This is a genomic window from Jiangella asiatica (assembly GCF_004349065.1).
In the GTDB taxonomy this organism is placed as follows: Bacteria; Actinomycetota; Actinomycetes; order Jiangellales; family Jiangellaceae; genus Jiangella; species Jiangella asiatica.
Genome location: NZ_SMKZ01000022.1, coordinates 19,546 through 37,878, shown reverse-complemented (window position 1 = coordinate 37,878; position 18,333 = coordinate 19,546). Strand labels below are relative to the sequence as shown.

Annotated in this window: 19 protein-coding genes; 10 read left to right on the top strand and 9 right to left on the bottom strand. The window is 73.4% G+C overall.

Annotated elements, in window-relative coordinates:
• Positions 1 to 95: 95 nt before the first annotated feature.
• Positions 96 to 749 (top strand): O-methyltransferase, encoded by a 654-nt coding sequence (locus tag E1269_RS16395; protein WP_131896390.1) that lies wholly within the window; start codon positions 96 to 98, stop codon positions 747 to 749.
• Between the two features lie 92 nt (positions 750 to 841).
• Complete coding sequence (locus E1269_RS16390; protein WP_131896388.1) at positions 842 to 1,360, top strand: GNAT family N-acetyltransferase; 519 nt, start codon at positions 842 to 844, stop codon at positions 1,358 to 1,360.
• A gap of 66 nt (positions 1,361 to 1,426) precedes the next feature.
• Here E1269_RS16390 and fdhD read toward each other — a convergent pair whose 3' ends face one another.
• Positions 1,427 to 2,227 (bottom strand): formate dehydrogenase accessory sulfurtransferase FdhD, encoded by an 801-nt coding sequence (gene fdhD, locus E1269_RS16385; protein WP_203433732.1) that lies wholly within the window; start codon positions 2,225 to 2,227, stop codon positions 1,427 to 1,429.
• Positions 2,228 to 2,469: 242 nt separating this feature from the next.
• On the opposite strand from fdhD, the gene E1269_RS16380 reads away from it, so the two are divergent.
• On the top strand, positions 2,470 to 4,767 hold the full coding sequence (locus tag E1269_RS16380) for an FdhF/YdeP family oxidoreductase (RefSeq protein ID WP_131896384.1): 2,298 nt from the start codon (positions 2,470 to 2,472) through the stop codon (positions 4,765 to 4,767).
• Here E1269_RS16380 and E1269_RS16375 read toward each other — a convergent pair.
• Positions 4,733 to 5,398, bottom strand: coding sequence for a winged helix-turn-helix transcriptional regulator (locus tag E1269_RS16375; RefSeq protein WP_131896382.1), 666 nt, complete (start codon positions 5,396 to 5,398; stop codon positions 4,733 to 4,735). The genes E1269_RS16380 and E1269_RS16375 overlap by 35 nt on opposite strands.
• A 65-nt stretch (positions 5,399 to 5,463) precedes the next feature.
• On the opposite strand from E1269_RS16375, the gene E1269_RS16370 reads away from it, so the two are divergent.
• Complete coding sequence (locus E1269_RS16370) at positions 5,464 to 6,342, top strand: alpha/beta fold hydrolase (protein ID WP_131896380.1); 879 nt, start codon at positions 5,464 to 5,466, stop codon at positions 6,340 to 6,342.
• Positions 6,343 to 6,358: 16 nt separating this feature from the next.
• Here E1269_RS16370 and E1269_RS16365 read toward each other — a convergent pair whose 3' ends face one another.
• The 3 genes from E1269_RS16365 to E1269_RS16355 all read right to left on the bottom strand — a co-directional run bounded on the left by E1269_RS16365 (position 6,359) and on the right by E1269_RS16355 (position 8,603).
• On the bottom strand, positions 6,359 to 6,700 hold the full coding sequence (locus tag E1269_RS16365; RefSeq protein WP_131896378.1) for a hypothetical protein: 342 nt from the start codon (positions 6,698 to 6,700) through the stop codon (positions 6,359 to 6,361).
• A 23-nt stretch (positions 6,701 to 6,723) separates the two neighbouring features.
• Positions 6,724 to 8,322, bottom strand: coding sequence for a leucyl aminopeptidase (locus tag E1269_RS16360; protein ID WP_203433730.1), 1,599 nt, complete (start codon positions 8,320 to 8,322; stop codon positions 6,724 to 6,726).
• Between the two features lie 113 nt (positions 8,323 to 8,435).
• Positions 8,436 to 8,603, bottom strand: a complete 168-nt coding sequence (locus tag E1269_RS16355; RefSeq protein ID WP_069114398.1) for a DUF3117 domain-containing protein — start codon at positions 8,601 to 8,603, stop codon at positions 8,436 to 8,438.
• Between the two features lie 187 nt (positions 8,604 to 8,790).
• On the opposite strand from E1269_RS16355, the gene E1269_RS16350 reads away from it, so the two are divergent.
• The 3 genes from E1269_RS16350 to E1269_RS16340 are packed head-to-tail and all read left to right on the top strand — an operon-like array spanning position 8,791 to position 10,974.
• The gene (locus E1269_RS16350) at positions 8,791 to 9,615 is read left to right on the top strand and encodes a PaaX family transcriptional regulator (protein WP_131896376.1); all 825 of its coding nucleotides are present in this window, start codon (positions 8,791 to 8,793) and stop codon (positions 9,613 to 9,615) included.
• Positions 9,612 to 10,397 (top strand): enoyl-CoA hydratase-related protein, encoded by a 786-nt coding sequence (locus E1269_RS16345; protein ID WP_239000921.1) that lies wholly within the window; start codon positions 9,612 to 9,614, stop codon positions 10,395 to 10,397. Before E1269_RS16350 ends, E1269_RS16345 begins: the two co-directional genes overlap by 4 nt.
• A gap of 43 nt (positions 10,398 to 10,440) precedes the next feature.
• Entirely contained in the window at positions 10,441 to 10,974 is a 534-nt protein-coding gene (locus E1269_RS16340) for a DNA-3-methyladenine glycosylase I (RefSeq protein WP_131896485.1), read from the top strand.
• An 11-nt stretch (positions 10,975 to 10,985) separates the two neighbouring features.
• Here the strand turns inward: E1269_RS16340 and E1269_RS32930 are convergent, their stop codons facing one another.
• Entirely contained in the window at positions 10,986 to 11,444 is a 459-nt protein-coding gene (locus E1269_RS32930) for an SRPBCC family protein (protein WP_203433728.1), read from the bottom strand.
• A gap of 13 nt (positions 11,445 to 11,457) precedes the next feature.
• On the bottom strand, positions 11,458 to 11,886 hold the full coding sequence (locus tag E1269_RS16330) for a DivIVA domain-containing protein (RefSeq protein ID WP_162606447.1): 429 nt from the start codon (positions 11,884 to 11,886) through the stop codon (positions 11,458 to 11,460).
• Positions 11,887 to 12,013: 127 nt separating this feature from the next.
• Here E1269_RS16330 and folP point away from each other — a divergent pair, with 127 nt between their 5' ends.
• The 3 genes from folP (at position 12,014) to E1269_RS33845 (ending at position 16,346) form a co-directional block, all read left to right on the top strand.
• Positions 12,014 to 12,826 carry a dihydropteroate synthase gene (gene folP / locus E1269_RS16325; RefSeq protein WP_131896370.1) on the top strand — a complete coding sequence of 271 codons (813 nt, stop codon included), beginning with the start codon at positions 12,014 to 12,016 and terminating at the stop codon, positions 12,824 to 12,826.
• Between the two features lie 232 nt (positions 12,827 to 13,058).
• The gene (locus E1269_RS16320) at positions 13,059 to 13,259 is read left to right on the top strand and encodes a hypothetical protein (protein WP_131896368.1); all 201 of its coding nucleotides are present in this window, start codon (positions 13,059 to 13,061) and stop codon (positions 13,257 to 13,259) included.
• 117 nt (positions 13,260 to 13,376) lie between these two features.
• Complete coding sequence (locus E1269_RS33845; protein ID WP_131896366.1) at positions 13,377 to 16,346, top strand: helix-turn-helix transcriptional regulator; 2,970 nt, start codon at positions 13,377 to 13,379, stop codon at positions 16,344 to 16,346.
• 60 nt (positions 16,347 to 16,406) lie between these two features.
• Here the strand turns inward: E1269_RS33845 and E1269_RS16310 are convergent, their stop codons facing one another.
• Positions 16,407 to 17,543 carry a hypothetical protein gene (locus E1269_RS16310; RefSeq protein ID WP_131896364.1) on the bottom strand — a complete coding sequence of 379 codons (1,137 nt, stop codon included), beginning with the start codon at positions 17,541 to 17,543 and terminating at the stop codon, positions 16,407 to 16,409.
• Positions 17,540 to 18,265 (bottom strand): RNA polymerase sigma factor, encoded by a 726-nt coding sequence (locus E1269_RS16305; RefSeq protein ID WP_131896362.1) that lies wholly within the window; start codon positions 18,263 to 18,265, stop codon positions 17,540 to 17,542. Before E1269_RS16305 ends, E1269_RS16310 begins: the two co-directional genes overlap by 4 nt.
• Between the last annotated feature and the right edge of the window lie 68 nt (positions 18,266 to 18,333).

Here is an 18,333-nt window from a genome sequence, read left to right as displayed (position 1 = left end):
GATTCGACCCGGTCCGGGGGTTCCGGGTCCACCGCGCGGGGTGCCGGACGCTCTAAGCTCAGCACTGACCATTGGCTGGACTGGCAGGAGGCGTCATGCCCGCGGGCAGCAGCACGACGATCAGCCCGGAGTCGTGGGCCTTTGCGGAGGCCTACCTCGACGAGGACCACATCCTCGGCCGCGCCCGGCAACGCGCCGCCGAGGTCGGCGCCACCCCGATCGGCCAGGGCGGTGGTGCGGCTCTGCGGTTGCTGGCCGCCGCGCTCGGCGCGCGCACGGTCGTCGAGGTCGGCACCGGCGCCGGCGTGTCCGGGCTCTACCTTCTCTCCGGCATGCACGCTGACGGCGTCCTCACCAGCGTCGACATCGAGTCCGAGCACCAGCGGCTGGCCCGCGAGGCGTTCACCGAGGCCGGCATCGCGGCCAACCGCACCCGGCTGATCGCCGGCGCCGCGCTGGAGGTGCTGCCGCGTCTCACCGACGGCGCATACGACCTCGTCTTCTGTGACGGCGACAAGACCGAGTACGGCGACTACTTGCAGCAGGCACTGCGCCTGCTGCGCCCCGGCGGTGCGCTCGCCTTCGACAACGCCCTCTGGCACGATCGCGTGGCCGACTCCGCGCAGCGTGACCCCGAGACCGTCGCCATCCGCGAGCTCGGCCGCCTGGTCCGCGAGAACGACGACCTCGTGCCGGCGCTGCTCCCGGTCGGCGACGGCCTGCTGGCCGCGGTCAAGCGTCCGGACTGACGTCCCTTCCCACCCGGTGGCCGCGGGCGGGGTCCGGGTGGAAATCGGAATCCCGTCGATTGAGCCTGCCTGATCGGGGCACGATGGACCTCGTGCCCGAACTCGTCCGCCCCACCGTCGACGTCCACGAGTCGTGGCTCGAGGCCGTCGGCGAGCCCGGCTACGAGCCGCGCTGGGCCGACGACCTCCAGCTCGCCGACATGGTCCGTCCCGACGGTTTCGCCGCCTACGTCCGCCGCCAGCTCGAGGACGAGCACGACGACGCACCACGCTCGCGCGGCATGGTCCCGTCCACGCACCTGTGGTACATCGACGGCACGTACTTCATCGGCCGGCTGTCCATCCGGCACCGCCTCACCCCGTGGCTGCACGACTACGGCGGCCACATCGGGTACGACGTGCGCCCGACCGCCCGCCGCCGGGGCCACGCCACCACGATGCTCCGCCAGGCGATGCCCTGGTGCGCCAAGCTCGGCATCGACCCGGCGCTCGTCACCTGCGACGTTGACAACATCGCGTCCCGCAAGGTCATCGAGAGCGCGGGCGGCGAGTTCGAGGACGAGCGCCACGGCAAGCTGCGCTACTGGGTCCCCGCCACCTCCATCCCATGATCATCAACGGTTGGCGACATCATGGCGTCGCCAACCGTTGATGATCATGGGGGAACGGGGGCGCGGTCAGCGGGCCACCCGGACCCGCTCGGGGTGGGTGTAGACGTTCATGCCGCCGCCGCGGACGAAGCCGACCAGGGTGAGGTCGCACTCGTCGGCGAGGTCGACGGCGAGGCTGGACGGCGCGGACACCGCGGCCAGGACCGGTACCCCGGCCGCCGCCGCCTTCTGGACCAGTTCGAACGACGCCCGGCCGCTGACCTGCAGGACGTGACCGGCCAGCGGCAGCCGCCCGGCCAGCAGCGCCGCGCCGACGACCTTGTCGACCGCGTTGTGCCGGCCGACGTCCTCGCGCACGATGACGACGCCGCCGGAGGTGGTGAACAGCCCGGCCGCGTGCAGGCCGCCGGTGCGGTCGAACACCCGCTGCTCGGCGCGCATCGCATCGGGCAGTGCCGAAAGGACCGCCACGTCGACACGGGTGGGATCGTCGCGCAGCTTCCACCGCATCGCCGAGGCGACGTCGACGATGCGGTCGGCGCCGCACACGCCGCAGGCGCTGGTGGTCTCGAACGCCCGCTGCCGCGGCGGCGCCACGCCGACGGCCAGTGTGACCTCGATGGTGTTGTCCTCGTTGATGCATTCCTTCAGGCCGGCGATTTCGGGCTTCTCGCGGACCGCTCCCTCGCCGACCAGCCAGCCGGCGACGAGGTCGAAGTCGTGGCCCGGCGTGCGCATGGTGGAGGTGAGGACGCGGTCGCCGACGCGCACCAGGAGCGGTTCCTCGACGGCGAGTGTGTCGGGCCGTCGCGCCGCCCTGCCGGGGCGCAGCCGGAGCACCGGCCGCCGCGTCGTCATCTGCCCCATGTCTCCATCTTCCCCCTTTCGTCGCCGTCAAGCAGCCTGTCGGTTATCGCCATCGGACTAGGACTGTCCACGTGCCGGCCCTTCCCGCTGTGACGGTGCGTCCACACCGTCACAGCATCGACGAAGAGATTGGTGCCGATGCGAGCCGTCCGCGTCCACGAGTACGGCAACGGGCCGTCGATCGACCAGCTGCCCGAGCCGGTGGCCTCCCCGGCGAGGGCCGCGAGTACTACCGTCGGACCATGACCACCCCACCGCCCCGCGACGACCACGACGAGTCCGGCGTGCGGGTCAGCCCGCCGAAGGCAGCCGCGGCCGGCGTTCCCGGCGTCGTGCATGGGCTGAAGTCGGTGCTCGACCAGGCCGGTGTGCGGCGCGGCACCACCTCCCTGCGGCTGGTCAACCAGCACCGCGGGTTCGACTGCCCGGGCTGTGCCTGGCCGGAGCCGGGCAAGCCGCACCTGGCGGAGTTCTGCGAGAACGGCGCCAAGGCCGTCGGCGAGGAGGCCACCACCCGGCAGGTCGACGCGGCCTTCTTCGCCGACCACCCGATCGCGGAGCTGGCCGACCGCACCGACCACTGGCTGGGCCAGCAGGGCCGGCTCACCGAGCCGATGATCCGCTCCAAGGACGACACCCACTACCGACCCATCGGCTGGGACGAGGCGCTCGACGTCATCGCGACTTCGCTGCGCGAGCTGGACAGCCCCGACGACGCCGTCTTCTACACCTCCGGCCGCACCAGCAACGAGGCGGCGTTCCTCTACCAGCTGTTCGCCCGCGCGCTGGGCACGAACAACCTGCCCGACTGCTCGAACATGTGCCACGAGTCATCCGGCGCCGCGTTGTCGGAGACTCTCGGCGTCGGCAAGGGCAGCGTCTCGCTCGACGACCTCACCGACCACGCCGAGCTCATCGTCATCGTCGGGCAGAACCCGGGCACCAACCACCCGCGCATGCTCACCGCGCTGGAGCAGGCCAAGCGGCGCGGCGCGCGCATCGTCTCGATCAACCCGCTGCCCGAGGCCGGCCTGCAGACGTTCAAGAACCCGCAGACCGTCCGCGGCGTCGTCGGTTCCGGCACCCTGCTGTCCGACATCTACCTGCAGCTGCGCGTCGGCGGCGACCTCGCGTTCTTCCAGGCGATCAACCGGATGCTGGTCGACGCGGACGCCGACGAGGGCGACGTGCTCGACCACGACTTCATCGCCACACACACCACCGGCTTCGACGCTGCCGTCGCCGCCTGGCAGAAGCTGGACTGGGACGACGTCGCCACCGCCACCGGCCTGCCCCGCGAGGCGCTGGACGGTTTCGTCGACGAGGTGCGCCACGCCGACAGCGTCATCGTCTGCTGGGCGATGGGCCTGACCCAGCACAAGAAGGCCGTGCCGACCATCCGCGAGATCGTCAACTTCCTGCTGCTGCGCGGCAACATCGGCCGGCCCGGCGCCGGCGCCTGCCCGGTGCGCGGGCACAGCAACGTGCAGGGCGACCGCACCATGGGCATCTGGGAGAAGCCGCCGGCGGCGTTCCTCGACGCGCTGGAGGCGGAGTTCGGCATCACCGCGCCGCGCCGGCCCGGACACGACACCGTCGAGGCCATCCACGCGATGCGCGACCGACGGGTCGGGGTGTTCATGGCCATGGGCGGCAACTTCGCCTCAGCGACGCCGGACAGCGCGGTGGTGGCGGAGGCGTTGCGATCGGTGCCGCTGACCGTGCACGTGTCCACCAAGCTCAACCGGTCGCACGCGCTGGCCGGCCGCCGCTCGATCATCCTGCCGTGCCTGGGCCGCACCGAGCGCGACCGCCAGGCCGGTGGTGACCAGTTCGTCACCGTCGAGGACTCCATGAGCATCGTGCACACCTCGCGCGGCACCCTGCGTCCGGCGTCGTCGAAGCTGCGCAGCGAGGTGTCCATCGTCTGCGCGCTGGCCCGCAGGACGCTCGGTGCTGACGACCCCTCGCCGTGGGAGGCGTTCGCGGCCGACTACTCGACGGTGCGTTCCAGCATCTCGAGGGTGGTGCCGGGGTTCGCCGACTTCGAGGACCGCGTCAGCGTGCCCGGCGGCTTCGTCCTGCCGCACCCGCCGCGCGACTCGCGCACGTTCCCCACCGCGAGCGGACGGGCCCAGTTCAGCGTCAACGAGCTCGAGGTGCTGCGGCCGGGCCCGGGCCGGCTGATCCTGCAGACCATCCGCTCGCACGACCAGTTCAACACCACCATCTACGGCCTCGACGACCGTTACCGCGGCATCCGCGGCGGCCGCCGGGTGGTGCTCGTCAACCCCGCCGACCTCGCCGCGATGGGGTTCGCGGACGGCGCGATGGTCGATCTGGTGAGCGAGTGGTCCGACGGCGACCGGCGCGCACCGTCGTTCCGGGTGGTGTCGTACCCGACGGCGCCGGGGTGCGCGGCCGCCTACTTCCCGGAGACGAACGTCCTGGTGCCGCTCGACCACACCGCGGAGGTCAGCAACACCCCCGCGTCGAAGTCGGTGATCATCCGTTTGGAGCCCGCCGCGGTGCGTCGATGAGGCGCTGGAGCAGGCCGAGGTCGCCGGTGACGTCCAACCGGCCGGCGGCGACGGCGTCGGCGAGTGGCTCGCTCCGGTCCAGGACTGCCTGCCAGGTCGCTTTGGTGGTGCGCACGATGACGTCGGGTCCGCCGTTCGCGCCGCCCCGGGCCAGCTCGACCAGGCGGCCGTCGTCCACCCGTAGTCGGTAGGGGTCGCGGTCGAGCCAGATCTCGTACGTCGCCGACCATGCCGCGCGCTCGTCGTCGTACCTGGAGCCGAAGAACGTGCGCAGGCCGAGCATGACGGAGTCGGCACTGACCTCGCCGGCGAGCGGGACGACCGGTGACCTGACGCCCCAGCGTGCCAGCGCCTGGAAGACCGGTTCGAGCTCGGCTCCCCAGGCAGTGAGCTCGTACACCCAGGCCGCGGCCGGTGGCGGTAGCTGGTGGCGGCGCAGGACGCCGCTCCCCTCGAGCTCCTTCAACCGGCGCGACAGGACCGCCGGGGTGATGCCGGGCAGGGCATCCTGCAGGTCGCGGTAGCGGCGCGGCCCGAGCCGCAGCTCGCGCACGACGAGCAGAGCCCACCGCTCGCCCACGAGGTCGAGCGAGAGCGCGATCGGGCATCCCTCGCCATAGGTCCTGGCCATCTCACACCTCCTTCTGCTACGTTCACCATAGCAGCTACTACGTTTTTGATAGTTGGGAGTCGACCATGGTCTCGCCCACCCGCTCCGGCGAATCGTTCCTACCGTCCGGCGAGGCCCGGATCTGCGCGGAGACGTTCGGCCGGGCCACCGATCCAGCGGTGCTCCTGATCGGTGGCGCGGCGGCATCCATGGACTTCTGGGAGGACGAGTTCTGCGAGCCCATCGCGGCCGCCGGACGGTACGTCATCCGGTACGACCTGCGCGACACCGGCCGATCCACCAACTATCCGGCGGGGGAGCCCGGCTATACCGGCGCGGACCTGGTGACCGACGCGCTCGCCGTCCTCGACGGGCTCGGGGTGTACGGGGCACACCTGGTCGGTCTCTCACTCGGCGGCGGCATCGCGCAACACCTGGCCGTCGACCACCCCGACCGCGTCGCGAGCCTGACGCTGCAGTCCACCAGCCCGGCCGGCCCCGGCGGACCGGACCAGCCGGACCTGCCACCCATGGAACCGCGGCTGGCCGAGCTGTTCGCATCGGAGAGTCCCGGCGTGGCCTGGAGCGACCGCGACGCCGCGATCGAGGCGATGGTCGAGGGCGAGCGGATTTTCGCCGGCTCGGTTCCGTTCGACGCCGAGCGGGCCCGGCGCCTCGCGGCCCGAGTGTACGACCGCACCACCGACATGGCGGCCATGCAGACCAACCACTGGATCCTCGAGGGCACCGGGCCGTTGCGCGACCGGCTGGGCGCGATCACGGCGCCCGCCCTGGTACTCCACGGCACAGACGATCCGTTGCTCCCCTTCCCGCACGGCGAGGCGCTGGCCCGCGAGATCCCCGGCGCCCGGCTGGTGGCGATGCCCGGCATGGGCCACCAGTACGTCCCGGAGCCGCTGTGGGACCTGGCGATCGGCGAGATCGTCGCCCACACCGTCGGGTGAGCGCCTCCCCGCAGTGTCAGCTCGGACCGGGCCCGGCGGTGAAGCCGGCCCTGCCCTCCGCGATCGCGACCACGTCGAACGTCTCCTGCAGCACCGGTGCGGACCCGATGATCTTCGAGCCCGGGGAGTCGGCGGCGGTCCTCGCGAACGACGCGGCGAACTCGTCGCGCGCGGCGGCGTTCTCGAAGACGTAGGTGCCCTCGAACCACTCGCCCGGCCGGGTCCGCCAGGTCTTGAACCGCAACCCCTCCATCGCGCCGAACCGCTCCAGCGACGTGCCGTGCACGTACTCGCGCAGCGCCTCGTCCACGTCGGCCGGCGCTTCGGCCAGCGACCAGCGAACCGACAGTCCGTACATGGTGTCCTCCATCGACGACGTGGTCAGGTGACCGGCGCGCCGGCCTCGAGCCAGTACAGCAGGGCGCGCACGCCGAACCCGGTGCCGCCCTTGACCAGCTCGTTCTTGTCGGACTCCGCGCGTGCCGGGCCGGCGATGTCGAGGTGCGCCCAGGGGACGTCGCGGACGAACCGCTGCAGGAACAGCGCCGCGGTGATGGAACCACCGCCCACTTTCGTCGTCTCGATGTGTGCGATGTCGGCGATGGCGGAGTCCAGCGCGTACCGGTAGTCGTCGACCAGGGGCATCCGCCACAGTCGCTCGCCCGCCGCCTCGCCGGCGTCGCGCAGCGCGCCCGCCAGCGCGTCGTCCGCGGAGTACAGGGCGCCGATGCCGCGACCCAGCGCCGTCGTCGCCGCGCCGGTGAGGGTGGCGACGTCGACCACGACGGTGGGCTCCAGCTCCGCGACCGCGTAGGCGATGGCGTCGGCCAGCACCAGCCGGCCCTCGGCGTCGGTGTTCAGCACCTCGACCGTGGTGCCGTCGTACTGGGTGATGACGTCGCTGGGGCGCTGTGCCGCGGCGCCGGGCATGTTCTCGGCGGCGGCCACCAGGCCCGTCACGCGGACCTCGACGCCCAGCTCGCGCACGGCGGCCAGGACGCCCATGACGACGGCGCCGCCGGTCATGTCGGTCTTCATGGGCACCATGCCCTCGCGCGGCTTGAGCGACAGCCCGCCGGTGTCGTACGTGATGCCCTTGCCGACGAGGACGACGTGCGGCGTGCGCCGGTCGGCCTTCGGCGGCTCGTAACGCATCGCGATGAGGCGGGGCGGGCGGACCGAGCCCATGCCGACCGCGAGGATGCCGCCGAAGCCCTCGTCGGCCAGTGCCTTCTCGTCGCGAACGCGGACGTCGAGGCGATGCTCGGCGCCGAGCTGTCGCGCCCGGCCGGCCAGCCACTCCGGGTCCTTGACGTTGGACGGCGTCTGCGCGAGGTCGCGGGCGGTCCAGCTGGCCAGCGCGATGGTGACCGCGGTGGCCACGACCTCGTCGCGGGCGCCGTCGCCGGCCAGCGCCAGCGTGCCCAGCGGCGCCCGGGCGTCGTCGACCGGCTTGGTGCGGAATCCGCCGAGCGCGTACGTGGCGAGCACCGCGCCCTCGACGAACGCGCGCAGCGCGGCATCGTCGGACGTCAGCGTGACGGTGCTGGCCAGCCGGTCGATCCCGCGGGCGGCCCGGGCCAGCGCCGCGCCGGCGCGACGATGTGCCGCGACCGAGCCGTCACCGAGCCCGACCAGCAGCACCAGGGTGACGTCGACCTCGCCGTCCACGCTGGCCGCGCCCCGGCCCGCGCCGAAGACCGGGACGGAGACGACCTCGCCCGCCTTGCCGGTGGCCCGCTCACGCTCCAGCGCGGCGAACAGGTCCAGGCCCAGCGACTCGGTGACCTCTGCGCCGCCCGGCCCGATCCACGGCCCGGCACCGGCGGCGCGCTCGTCGCCGCCGTCGACGTCGTCGCGGGCGTCGTCGCCGGCAGACCCCGGCCAGACGGCAAGCGCGACCACGCCGCACTCGGCGTCCAGCAGCAACCGGGCATCGGTCACGACCTCGGTCGGCCGGATCGTTCTCTCACCTGACACGCGAACTCCTCGTCACACGTCAAACAGAACCCACCGGGGCAGAGTAATGCCCCCGCCCAGCACCTCGCGGCGCCGGACGAGGGCACCTATGCAATGCTCACGGCAGCGACACGTCAGCCGACAACATCCTTCAACGCATCACCCAGCGCGCCGGCCTCGTCAGCCGTGAGCTCGACGACCAGACGACCGCCACCCTCGATCGGGACACGCATGACGATGCCGCGCCCCTCCTTGGTGACCTCGAGCGGCCCATCGCCAGTCCGCGGCTTCATCGCCGCCATCCGCGCACCCCTTTCCTTCTTCAGGCGCGCACACGAACCCCCTGATTTGCCAGGGAGGCACGACCGTGTGCGTCACGATGGAGGTCATTATCCCGCATGTTGGTCGCCGCGGGGAGACCGCCGTCGGTTTGTCCTGACACCGCACGCCGTCGGAGGCTGTCGCACCGGCCTGGCAGGATGTGGAGTTGTGAACGCCAGATCCGCCCTGTTCGACCTCTACGGCGATCACCTGCGCTCACGCGGCGGCCGGGCCAGGGTCGCCGCGCTGGTCCTGCTGCTGTCGCCGCTGGGCATCGCCGCGCCGGCGGTTCGTACCGCCGTATCGCGCATGGTCAAGCAGGGTTGGCTCCGCCCGGTCCGCATCGACGGCGCGTCCGGCTACGCGCTGACCGACCGGGCCGACCACCGGCTGGAGGAAGCCGCCAGCCGCATCTACCGCACCGACGGTCGCGGCAGGTGGGACGGCCGCTGGCACGTCGTCGTCCCCGAACGCTCGGCACAGCGGGCCGCGCGGGAGCGGCTGCGCAACGGCCTGGCCTACCTGGGCTACGCGCCCGTCGGCGACGGCACCTGGATCGCCGCCCGCCCCTCACCGGAGCTGGCCTCGCTGCTCGAGGCCGAAGGCCTGCGGGCCGAGCGGTTCAGCGCCCGGCACCAGGGCGACGACGCCGAGCTGGTGCGCCGCGCCTGGGACCTCGACGCCGTCGGTCGCTCGTACCTGCGCTGGCTGTCCGACGCCCGGAATCTGCTGTCGTCGGTGCCGGAGCAGCCCAGCGACGAGCAGGCGTTCGCGGTGCGCAGCCGGCTCGTCCACGAGTGGCGCAAGTTCCTGTTCACCGACCCCGGGCTGCCGCGCGAGCTGCTGCCCGCGGCGTGGCCAGGCGACGACGCCGCCTCGTTCTTCGACCAGCACGCCGCCCGGCTGCAGCCCGCCGCCGCGCGCTTCGTCGACGCCTGCCTGGCCACCGGCGGCCAGGCCACGGCGGTCCCGACCACGAAAGGTGACCTGTGACCCCGGTGCGCTACGAGGTCGACGACGGCGTCGGCCTCATCACCCTGAACCGGCCGGAGGCGATGAACAGCCTCGACACCGCCACCAAGGACGCGCTGCGCGACATCGTCGTGTCCGCCGCCGACGACACCGCGGTCCGGGCCGTGGTGCTCACCGGTGCCGGCAAGGCGTTCTGCGTCGGGCAGGACCTCAAGGAGCACGCGAAGGCGCTCGAGGCCGGCGACTCCGGGCTCGCCCGCACCGTCCGCGAGCACTACAACCCCACGGTCCGTGCGCTGCTCGCCATGCCCAAGCCGGTGGTCGCAGCGGTCAACGGGGTCGCCGCCGGCGCGGGGGCGTCGTACGCGTTCGCCTGCGACCTGCGCATCGTCGCCGACACCGCCGGCTTCAATCTCGCCTTCGCCGCCATCGGGCTGTCGTCCGACACAGGGTCGTCGTGGACGCTGCCGCGGCTGGTCGGCTGGGCCAAGGCACGCGAGCTGCTGTTCCTGCCCGGCACGGTCTCCGCCGCCGACGCGCAGCGGCTCGGCCTGGCCACCGAGGTCGTCCCGGCCGCCGACGTCCTGCCGCGGGCGCTGGAGATGGCCCGGCGGCTGGCGGCCGGTCCCACGTTGGCTTATGCGGCGCTGCGCCAGGCGCTGGAGTTCTCGGCCACCCACGAGCTCGACGAGTCACTGGAGCACGAGGCGCGGATGATGCAGCGCACCGGCGAGTCCGCCGACCACCTCGACGCCGTCCGGGCGTTCCTGGCCAAGCAGGAGCCGGTGTTCCGTGGCCGCTGACCTCGTCGCCGGGCCGGACGGCGAGCCGCGCTGTCCGTGGGGCATGAGCACGCCGGACTACCTCGACTACCACGACACCGAGTGGGGCCGCCCGGTGCACGGCGACGCCGCGCTCTACGAGCGGCTGACGCTCGAGGGCTTCCAGTCGGGTCTGTCGTGGATCACCATCCTGCGCAAGCGTGACGGGTTCCGGGCGGCCTTCGCCGGCTTCGACGCCGACGTCGTGGCCGGCTACGACGAGGCCGACGCCGAACGGCTCATGCAGGACGCACGTATCGTCCGCAACCGCGCCAAGATCGCCGCCGCCATCACCAACGCGAAGGCACTGGTCGCGCTGCGCGACGCCGACGGCGACGGCGCGCTGGACCGGCTGGTCTGGTCCTTCGCGCCCGATCCCGCCGCCTGCCCGGTGCCGGCCTCGCTGGCCGACGTCCCGGCCACCACCCCGGAGTCGGTGGCGCTGGCCAAGGCACTCAAGAAGCGCGGGTTCGTCTTCGTCGGCCCGACGACGGCGTATGCCACCATGCAGGCGGCCGGCCTGGTCAACGACCACCTCGCCGGCTGCGTCGCCCGCTGAGGCAGGTCTGGTCATGCCGCCGGCAACCGCCGCACGGCGTACGCCTCGAACCTGCGCAGCGCCAGCCCGAGCCCGGCACGCACCAGCGGCCGGACCAGCGGCCACCCCGCCCTCCCGAGCCGGCCCAGCGGCAGGTCCAGCCGTTCCTCCCAGGTCACGACGGCATGCCGCTCGCCCAGCGCGGTGACGGCGAAAAGCCCCGGACCGCGGACCAGCCGGCCGGTGTGCATGACCTCGCAGCGCCGCGGCGGCTCCCATGCCGTCACGACCATGGTGTCGAGGAAGCCGACCCGGCCAACGCCGGTCCATGCCTCGATCCGGCCGCCGACCTCGTGCCCGAGCCCGTCGCCTGTCGTTCGCACCCGGGTCAGCGGTATCCAGTCGCTTTGGGCCGACCAGTCGGTCAGCACCTGCCAGACGTGGTCGGCGGCGGCCGGCACGGTCCGCGTGACCCGGACGACGGCGCTCACCGGCACCCGCCGCTCATTCGCCCGGCGCGGCGGTGGCGCCGGGTGCGCCCGACGACGCGCCGGGCGACGTACCAGGAGGTGCACCGGGCGGGACCGGGCGACGCCGCGGCAGTGGCATCCCGGCGGCCGGCCCCGGCGGCGGAGCGGCACCCGCCGGCCGGAGGCCCGGCAGCCGCGACTCCAGCTCCGCGATGCGCCGGTCGCGCCAGTCCAGCTCGCCCTCGAGCCGGTCGAGGACGCTGTCGACCTGGTCCATGCGGTAGCCGCGCTGGACCACCGCGAACCGCACGCCGTTGACGTCGTCGGCGCCGACCGCACCATCGGGCAGCAGCCGCTCGGTGCCGAGCGGGACGTCAGGCTCCAGGAGGTCGCCTCGCCCGAGCACCACCATGACGGCGGCGAACAGCACGACCGCGGCGAGGACGACGAAGACGACGACCATGACACCCGATCGTGCCACGCCCGCGCCGCGCCTCCACCTCACCCCGTACGCCGGCGCGTGCGAGGCTTGACCCGTGGGGTCCCTACACTTGGGCCGGTCGACGTTCGAGGCCGGCCGATTCGCCGTCATGGCCATCGTCAACCGCACGCCGGACTCCTTCTACGACCAGGGTGCGACGTTCGCCTTCGAGCGGGCCTGGCGGCGGGTCGAGGAGGTGGTCGCGGAGGGCGCGGACATCGTCGACGTCGGCGGGGTCAAGGCCGGCGCCGGCGAACCGGTGAGCCAAGCCGAGGAGATCGACCGCACGGCCGGGCTGGTCAGCGCGATCCGGGAGCGCTACCCGCACGTCGTCGTCAGTGTCGACACCTACCGGGCCGGCACCGCGGACGCGCTGTGCCGGGCCGGCGCCGACCTAATCAACGACACCTGGGCCGGCTCGGACCCCGAGGTCGCGGCGGTGGCGGCCGAGCACGGCGCCGGTCTCGTCTGCAGCCATACCGGCGGCATGCGCCCGCGCACCCTCCCACACCGTGTCAGCTACGACGACGTGGTCGCCGATGTGCTCGCCACCACGGTCGCGCTGGCCGAGCGGGCGGTCGGCCTGGGCGTGCCGAGCCAGAGCATCGTCATCGACCCGACGCACGACTTCGGCAAGAACACGTACCACTCGCTGGAGCTGACCCGGCGTCTGGACGAGCTGGTGGCAACCGGCTGGCCGGTGCTCGTCAGCCTGTCGCGCAAGGACTTCGTCGGCGAGACGCTGGACCTGCCAGTCAGCGAGCGCCTGGCCGGCACGCTGGCCGCGACCGCCGTCTCCGCCTGGCACGGCGCCCGGGTGTTCCGCGCCCACGACGTCGCCGCCACCCGGCAGGTGCTGGACATGGTGGCCTCGATCCGCGGCGACCGGCCGCCCGCCGCGCCGCTGCGCGGCCTGGCCTGAGCGGGCTCGAGGCGGCCTGCATTCACCACCCATACCGCGCGGGTTCTGAGGCCGTCGGTGCCGGCCTGAGGTGCCCGTAGGGGGTCCTTATGCGGATCCGAGCAGCCCGCACAGCGCTTCTAAGGTGCCGCTCAGCAGCGAAGATGCGGTACTCGCCCAATGTGGCGACCACCCCTTACGGATCACACTCATCTATGTCATATGAAGCAGGTTCCACGAAAGAGGTCCGGCCATGTCCAGCGAGTACCTCGCCCAGATCATCCACGACGAGCGTGCGACGCAGCTTCGGGCCGAGGCAGCCGCCGACCGGCTGGCCCGGACCGCGCTCCGCGCTACGAAGCGAGCCGCCGACGGCCAGCGGGACGCCACCCGGCGCTCCACCGGGCTCCTGCGGGGTTCCGTGCGGCGCCAGCGAGGCCGCCACGCGGTGTGACAGCACGCATCCCGAGGGCCCGGCAGCCGACAGGCGCCGGGCCCTCGCCGCGTCTCATGACGACACCGGAGCGCGCCGGACGTGGGCTGACGGACCGAGACGTAGCAGGATGGACCCGTGACATCGGCAGCCCACAGCCCGGTCATGGTCGGCCGGGCGGCCCAGCTCGCCGAGCTGCGGGCCGCGCTCGCCTCCGCCGCCGGCGGCGCCACGGTCACCGTGGTGCTCGGCGGCGAGGCGGGCGTCGGCAAGACCCGGCTGGTCACGGAGTTCGCCGACGACGCGGTTCGCCGGGGCGCGCGCGTCATCGTCGGGCAGTGCGTCGACATCGGCGCGGCCAGCCCCTACGCGCCGGTGGCGGGCGCGTTGCGCGAGCTGGCCGGGCAGGTCGGCACGGCGAGACTGCTCGAGGTCGCCGGGCCCGGACGGGGCGCGCTGGCCGGCCTCCTGCCCGAACTCGGCATCGACGCCGGCGACGCCCCCGGCAGCCAGGGCCGGCTGTTCGAAGCGGTCACCGGCCTGCTGGAGCAGGTCGCGGCCGACCAACCGCTGGTGCTGGTCGTCGAGGACCTCCACTGGGCCGACCAGTCCACCCGCCAGCTGCTGCAGTTCGTCGTCCGCGCCCTCACCACCGCCCGGGTGCTGCTGGTCGGAACCTACCGCAGCGACGAGATGGGGCGGAAGCATCCGCTGCGGACGATGCTGGCCGAGCTGGAGCGGGTCCGCACCGTGCACCGCATCGAGCTGCCGCGGCTCACCGCGAACGAGGTCGGCGAACAGCTGACCGCACTCGTCGGGGCGCCACCGGACCGCGGCACCGTCCGGCGCATCCACGCACGCAGCGAAGGTGTACCGTTCCTCGTCGAGCAGCTCGCCGGGCTGGAGGCCGGCGCCGAACTGCCGGAGTCGCTGCGCGACCTGCTGCTGGTGCGGGTCGAGGCGCTGTCGCCCGACGCCCAGCAGCTGATCCGGCTGCTCGCCGTCGGCCGCACCCGCGTCGACCACGAGCTGCTCGCCGCCGTCAGCGATCTCGACCCCGACGCGCTGGACGCGAGCCTGCGCGAGGGCGTCTCTGCGAACCTGCTGCGGGTCGACGGCGACGGCTACGCGTTCCGGCACGCGCTGGTCCGTGAGGTCGTCCACGGCGACCTGCTGCCCGGTGAGCACGGCCGGCTGCACTCGCGCTACGCCGCGACGCTGGAGCAGTGGGCCGACGAGAGCGCCCGGCCCGGCCGTGCCGTCATGGCCGAGGTCGCCCATCACTGGTTTTGCGCGCACGAACAGGAGAGGGCGTTCGTCGCCTCGCTGGCAGCCGCCGCGGAGTCACGGGCCACCGTCGCGTACGCCGAGACCCAGCGCAACCTCGAACGCGCGCTGGAGCTGTGGGACCAGGTACGTGACCCCGAGGTGAAGGCTGGCATCGACCACGTCGAGCTGCTGGCACGCGCCGGCTCGGCCGCAACCAACGCCGGCGAGATCGACCGCGCGCTGGCGCTCGTCGACGCCGCGCTGTCCGAGGCGGAGTCCCGGTCAGAGGCGTCCTCCCGGCCGGACGTGGACGCACCACGGCTGGCCCGGCTGCTGGCGTTCCGGGCCACCCTGCTCGGCGACCTCGGCCGCCCCGGCGGGATCGAGCTCATCCGGCGGGCACTCGACCTCGTCCCGGCGCAGCCGCCCACGCCGCAACGAGCCCGGCTGCTGCAGAAGCTGGGCTCCCGGCTGATGATGGAGGGCCGCACCGACGAGGCCGCCGAGGTGTCCCAGGAGGCCGCGGCCATGGCCCGGGCCACCGGCGAGGCCGAGGCGGAGTTCCGGGCCGAGGTGGTGCTCGGCCCCTGTCTGGTGAGCCTGGGCCGGACCGACGAGGGCATCGCCATCCTGCGAGCCTGCCGCGACCTCGCCGCCGGCCTCCCCGAGCGCCTCATGAGCTATCACATCAACCTGTCCGACTCGCTGCACCTGCTCGGCCGGTATGCCGAGGCCGCCGAGGTAGCCCGCGACGGCATCGACCGCACCCGCGAGGTCGGCCTGGCCCGCACCCTGGGCTCCATGCTCACCGGCAACGCGGCCGAACCGCTGCTGGCGCTGGGCGACTGGAGCACGGCCGGGCAGTTGATCGACCGCGCCATCGAGCTCGACCCGCCGGGCCGGCACGCGTGGCAGATGCTGCGGCTGAGGGCCTGGCTCTCGCTGTGGCAGGGCGACGTCGAGACCGCGACGCGACTGGCCGACGACATCCGCACCCGCGAGGCCGGCCGGCAACCCGGTCCGCAGTACGTGCTGGCGCTCGCCAAGACCTGGGCCGAGGTCGCCATCGTCCGCGGCGAGCCCGGCCAGGCGTGGGCGGAGGTCACGGCCGCCGTCGAGGCGTCACCGCGGCCGCAGCCCGGCTACGACCAGCCGCTGCTGGCCACGGCCGCGTGGGCGCTGGAGACGCGTCTGTGGGGCGGCCAACCTGCCGGAAGCTCCGGGGACGTCGACGCAGCCGCCGGCTCCGGTTCTGACGGTGATGTGGCCACCGAGGTCGCCTGGCTGCGCAGCCGGATGGACGAGCTCGAGGGCTGGGGGCCGGTGCCGCTGTGGCGCTCCGTCGTCGAGGCCCACCTGGCCGGCCTGCACGGACCCGCGCCGGACGCCTGGCGGCGCGTGCTCGACGCCGTCGCGACCGCGGGCGGCCCGGTCTACCTGCGGCCGTACGCGGGCTACCGGCTGGGTGAGGCACAGATCGCGACGGGAGAGCGCGACGCCGCCGCGACGACGCTGACCCAGGCCGCCGGCGACGCCGACGAGCTCGGCGCCGCACTCGTGCGCGGCTGGATCGACGACCTTCGCCGTCGTGCCCGGCTGGTACCCGCCGGCGCGGCGGACGGCGACGGCGACGGCTTGCTCGCGGCGCTGACCCAACGCGAACACGAGGTGCTGCGGCTCGTCGCCGCCGGCCGAAGCAACCGCCAGATCGGCGAGGAGCTGTTCATCAGCGCCAAGACCGCCAGCGTGCACGTGTCGAACATCCTGACCAAGCTGGGCGTGTCCGGCCGTGGCGAGGCGGCCGCCGTCGCGCATCGAGCCTGGGTCGGCCGCCCGTGATCATCAACGGTTGGCGACGTACTTAAGGTCGCCACCGGTTGATGATCATGTGGTGATCGGTCAGTGGAAGGTGTCGTAGGCGGCGACCGCCGGTGCCTCGACGTCGAGGGCACCGACGTCGCCGGTGAGCACCTCTTCGTAGCCGAGCATGCGGCCGGACTCGGGATCGACGAGCAGGACGTGGCGCCGGTCGAGCCCGGAGTCGTCGCTGTCGGTGCCGAACGCGACCGCGTCCCGGCCGCTGCGGTCGGTCATCTCGCCCAGCGCCACCACGCCGGGCTCGCTGGCGAGCATGGCCAGGGTCGCCGCCTGCACCGCGGGCCCGAGCGCTCGCTCGCCGTACACCTCACGGACCGCCTGGAACAGCGCGGCCGCGGGGTCGTCGGCCTCCGGCCAGACCGTCAACAGCTGGTCACGCAGCACGACCGGGTCGGCCGACAGCTGCGCCGGATAGGCCGACGGCAGCTCGCCGACCGGGAAGGTCTGGTCGACGAGCACCTCGCCAGCACCGGCAGGGACGTCCGACTCGTCCCACTCCTCGTTCGGGAACCGGGGCTGGCCGTGTTCCTCGCGCAGGTGGATCGAGCCGTCCTCGCGAAACGTCCGCTCACTGATGACGGGCACGACGGCGGACGTGACGACCTCGGTGCCTGTCTCGGCGCCGTAGCCGAGGGTGGCCGCGCCCTCGGCCGGGACGCCCGCGGCCTCGCCGACGTCCGGTGCGGCGCCCTCGGCGGGGCCCGCGGCGTCCTCCGTGCCGCCGTCGACGGTGACGGCCAGCAGCCAGCTCTCCGTCCGCACCGTCGTGTCGGCGGGTGCGCCGCCCGGCTCCGCGCCGCCCGGCTCCACGTCATCGGACTCCGTTCCGGAGGCGGCGGCCGCCAGCTCGCGCAGCTGCGGCCCGGCCGGCTGCCCGACGCTCAGCTCCGCGGCGAGCACCGGCGGGGTCGCGGCGTGGACGACGTCGCTGCCGGGAGTGCCAGGGTCGGCGACGACGAGCACCGCCGCGGCCACCGCCGACGCCGCCGCGATGCCGGCGGCCGGCCAGACCAGCTGGCGGGTGCGGCGCGGGCGGGGCGGGACCACACCGCGCGCGACGGTCTCCTCCAGCAGCCGCCGGATCGCCTCACGGCGCTGCGGTGGGAGCTCGCGCCGCGGTGGTACGTCGAACGCGAGGTTCGAGCTGATCGGACTCATCGGTGGTGCGCCCCTTCGGTTCTGGTGCCCGGTGGTGTCTGGGTGCCGCGGCTCTTCGCGGCGGCGGCCTCGGTCATCCGCTCCATGTGCGCGCGGGCTCGGGCCAGCCGCGACCGCACGGTGCCGACAGGAATGCCCAGGGCGACAGCGGCCTCGGCGTAGGTGCGCTCGCCCCAGACGCACAGAGCGAGGACCTCCTGCTCCTGCTTGGGCAGGCGGCGGAAGACGCGCAGGATCTGCTTCATGCGCCGCTCGGAGTCGGCGGTGTCGGGCGCCTCGCCTACACCGTGGGCGTGGTCGACGCCGTCGGGGTGATCGGGATCGGCCGGGTCCGGCGCGTCCGGGCCGGCGCCGTCGCGGGCGGTGGACGGCTGGTCGTCGTCGCCGGCCCGGCCCTCGATGACCGCCGGCGGTAGCTTGGCCAGCAGCCGTCGGTGGCGCCGCACCGCCCGGGTGCTGTTGCGGGCCACCTTCGAGGCGAGGCCGAGCAGCCACGGCACGAACGCGCCGGCCTCGACGGTGACGTCCTCGCGCCGGCGCCATGCCTCGAGGAACACCACGGACGTGAGGTCCTCCGCGGTCTTCCAGCTTCCGGTGAGGCGGAAGCAGTAGTTGTAGACCACGGTGGAGTGACGGGTGAACAGCTCACCGAACGCGGCCGGGTCGCCCCGGCGGGCCCGGGACCACAATTGGTCATCGGGCGGTGCGTCCAAGGTGCTCATGGTCGTCTCGTGTCCACCTGCCGCAGCGGTCCGGATGGCTTGTCGGTGCCCTCGGCTAGCGTTGCCGG